Below are 3,219 nucleotides of genomic sequence, written 5' to 3'. Positions count from 1 at the left end.
CGGAACGCGGGTGAAGGTCACCTTGGCGGTGCCGTCGGGAGCGACGTAGTCGGGGATCTCGCGCTCGGCGAGGCCCTGCGCTTCCATCACCAGCGCCATTTCCTGCGCCTTGCTGCCGAGCGTGATCTCGTCGTTCGGATTCACCCGGCGCGAGGCGATGTTGCACTTCACGCCGTTGACGCGGATGTGGCCGTGGCTGACGAGTTGGCGTGCCGACCAGATCGTCGGCGTGAACTTGGCGCGATAGACCACCATGTCGAGCCGCCGCTCGAGCAGGCCGATCAGGTTCTGCGAGGTATCGCCCTTCATGCGCACCGCATCGGTGTAGCTGCGCTTGAACTGGCGCTCCGTGATCTCGCCATAATAGCCCTTGAGCTTCTGCTTGGCCTTGAGCTGCACCCCGTAATCCGAGACCTTGCTCTTGCGGCGCTGGCCGTGCTGGCCGGGGCCATATTCGCGCTTGTTGACCGGGCTCTTGGGGCGTCCGAAGACGTTCTCGCCCATCCGGCGGTCGAGCTTATACTTGGCGCTTGAGCGCTTCGACATGACATACTCCAATTTGCTGTTGCCCCGGAGGGCGATGATCCCGGACCCGCACCGTTCGACCTGTTGTCGAGCGCGGCCGCCGCTTCACCGGGAATGCGAGGCCAATTGCGAAGCGGGGCACATGGCCCGCGGAGGCGCATAAGTCAACCTCGACAGCCGCTTGGCGGCCGCTAAAGAAGCCGCATGAGCGAGGGAAGGGTGAGGCCGGGCGACTGCAGGACGATGGCCGAGGTGCGGGGCGGCGTCGACCGGCTGGACGAGCAGATCGTGGCGCTGCTCGCCGAACGCTTCCGCTACATGGATGCCGCGGCTCGCATCAAGCTCGACCGGGAAGCGGTGAGAGACGAGGCGCGAAAGGCCGAAGTGATCGGCAATGCGAAGCGGATCGCCCTGTCCGAGGGCGCTCCGGCCGCTGCCGTCGCCGAACTCTACGAGCGCCTGGTGGAGGCATCGATCGCCTACGAATTCGAGCGGTTCGACGAACGGCCGCGCTGACGCGGATGAGTGATCGCTCGGATCATCCCGCGCAGCGCCTGGATCTCGCGAGTCGACCAGCCGGGCTTGGTCAGGATCGTCCGGATCGTGTTGAGAGTGGCCGGGGTGCGGTCGGGCGGGAAGAAATAGCCGACTTCGTCCAGCGCTTCGTTCAGCTGCCCGATCAGGCCTTCCAGATGCTCATGCGGCGCACGCGGCTCGGCCGGCTCCCCCTCGGTCGGGACCATCAGCTCCTGATGCTTCGACCATTCATAGGCGACGAGGATCACGGCCTGGGCGAGGTTCAATGATCGAAATTCGGGGTTGATGGGGACGGTGAGGATCTTCTGAGCGATAGCCACCTCCTCGGTTTCGAGGCCCGAGCGCTCGGCTCCGAAGAGGATCGCGGAGGCTTCGCCGCGCTGCGCCATCTCGGCGGCCGCCTCCTGCGGCGTCACGACCGGCACGACCAGGCCGCGCTTCCGCACCGTCGTGGCGTAGACGAAGGGACAATCCGCCACCGCTTCCGCCACGGTCTCGAACACTTGCGCGCGCTCCAGAACGACGTCGGCTCCCGAGGCCGCAGGGCCGGCGGAGGGGTTCGGCCAACCATCCCGCGGGCTTACCAGACGCAGGTCGGTGAGGCCGAAGTTCAGCATCGCCCGCGCCGCCTTCCCGATATTCTCTCCTAGCTGCGGGCGGACCAGCACGATTGCAGGGCCCTTCGATACGTGGTCTTCGGCTTCGCTGAGCCCGCTATTCAGGATGAGCGGATCCAGGAGAACCTTATTTTCTCGCTCATCCTGAGTAGCCGCTGAGCGAAGTCGAAGCGGCGTATCGAAGGATTTCTTCGCCAGACGGTGCAATGCCTCCCAATCCCCGCAGATCAGTGCTTCCTTCTTCGCGCGCGTCCAGCCCTTGATCCGGCGTTCTGCCGCGAATGCCTGGTGCCGATCCGGAAAACGCTCCGACCAAACGAGCTCGACGGGCCGGCGCTTCTCTGTGTAGCCCGGCACTGCTCCCGTTTGGTGCTGAGCGATGCGGGCGTCCAGATCGTCGGTATGACCGGCATAATAGCTGCCGTCGGAGCAGCGGAGCAGGTAGGCGTAGAAATCCAATGCTGGCCGGTCCTTCGATACGGGGCTTCGACGGGCTCAGCCCCTACTCAGGATGAGCGGGGAGTGGAACGCTGGTCTTCCTCTCCCACCCTGCCTGCGAAGGCTTCGAAGTCGCTGGCTTCGCTGAAATCTTTGTAGACTGAGGCGAAGCGGATGTAGGCGACGGTGTCGACGGCCTTAAGCCCCTCCATCACCATCTCGCCGATGCGCGTGGAAGAGACCTCGCTTTCGCCGCTTACCTCGAGCTGGCGCTGGATCGAGGAGACGAGCTTGTCGATCCGCTCCTGCGGCACGGGGCGCTTGCGAAGCGCGGTCGATACGGAACGCTCAAGCTTGGAGCGGTCGAAGGGCTCCCGCCGCTCGCCGGATTTGACGACGGTGAGCTCGCGCAGCTGCACACGTTCGAAGGTCGTGAAGCGGGCGCCGCAATCCTCGCACTGGCGGCGGCGGCGGATCGAGGCGCCGTCCTCGGTGGGGCGGCTGTCCTTCACCTGGCTGGCTTCGTGCGAGCAGAAAGGGCAGCGCAATTACTGCTCCGGGTAGATTGGGAAGCGCGCGCACAGCTCGCGCACGCGCCGCTTCACGTCCGCTTCGACCGCGCCGTTGCCTTCGTGCCCGTTGGCACGCAGGCCGTCGAGCACGTCGGCGATCATGTCGGCGATGTCGCGAAATTCCCGGACGCCGAAGCCGCGGGTGGTGCCCGCGGGTGATCCAACGCGGATGCCGCTGGTCTTCAGCGGCGGAAGCGGATCGAACGGCACGCCATTCTTGTTGCAGGTGATGGCGGAACGCTCGAGCGCCTCGTCGGCATCCTTGCCGGTGATTCCGAGCGGGCCGAGATCGACGAGCGCCAGGTGCGTATCGGTGCCGCCGGCGACGAGTGCTGCGCCGCGCTCCTGGAGGCGGCCGGCCAGCGCCTTCGCATTGGCGATGACGGCGCGGGCGTAGCTCTTGAACTCCGGCCGAAGCGCTTCACCGAACGCCACCGCCTTGGCGGCAATGACGTGCATCAGCGGGCCGCCCTGAAGGCCGGGGAACACCGCCGAATTAATCTTCTTGGCGATCGCCTCATCGTCGGTCA

Annotated in this window: 5 protein-coding genes; 1 reads left to right on the top strand and 4 read right to left on the bottom strand. The window is 65.8% G+C overall.

Features of this window, described 5'->3' with window-relative positions; translation table 11 throughout:
- On the bottom strand, positions 1–546 hold a 546-nt coding region (rpsD, locus tag VF662_RS00250), incomplete at its 3' end, for a 30S ribosomal protein S4 (RefSeq protein WP_464136298.1).
- A gap of 183 nt (positions 547–729) precedes the next feature.
- On the opposite strand from rpsD, the gene VF662_RS00245 reads away from it, so the two are divergent.
- Complete coding sequence (locus VF662_RS00245) at positions 730–1,041, top strand: chorismate mutase (protein ID WP_464136296.1); 312 nt, start codon at positions 730–732, stop codon at positions 1,039–1,041.
- Here VF662_RS00245 and VF662_RS00240 read toward each other — a convergent pair.
- From VF662_RS00240 to VF662_RS00230, 3 genes are all read right to left on the bottom strand, one after another.
- Entirely contained in the window at positions 1,005–2,138 is a 1,134-nt protein-coding gene (locus VF662_RS00240; RefSeq protein ID WP_464136293.1) for a TrmH family RNA methyltransferase, read from the bottom strand. The two genes, VF662_RS00245 and VF662_RS00240, sit on opposite strands and share 37 nt — an antisense overlap.
- 47 nt (positions 2,139–2,185) lie before the next feature.
- Positions 2,186–2,665 (bottom strand): transcriptional regulator NrdR, encoded by a 480-nt coding sequence (nrdR, locus tag VF662_RS00235; protein WP_464136290.1) that lies wholly within the window; start codon positions 2,663–2,665, stop codon positions 2,186–2,188.
- A partial coding sequence (locus tag VF662_RS00230; protein ID WP_464136288.1) for a PLP-dependent aminotransferase family protein occupies positions 2,666–3,219 on the bottom strand: 554 nt, incomplete at its 5' end.

Source organism: Allosphingosinicella sp., from assembly GCF_036387215.1.
Taxonomy (GTDB): domain Bacteria; phylum Pseudomonadota; class Alphaproteobacteria; order Sphingomonadales; family Sphingomonadaceae; genus Allosphingosinicella.
Note: the sequence above shows the minus strand (reverse complement) of the source record. Positions and strands in the feature narration are given on the sequence as shown.

What these genes read in the sequence shown, in the direction of transcription:
- VF662_RS00245 (WP_464136296.1), top strand. Translation starts at nt 730, where the DNA reads ATGAGCGAGGGAAGGGTGAGGCCGGGCGACTGCAGGACGATGGCCGAG.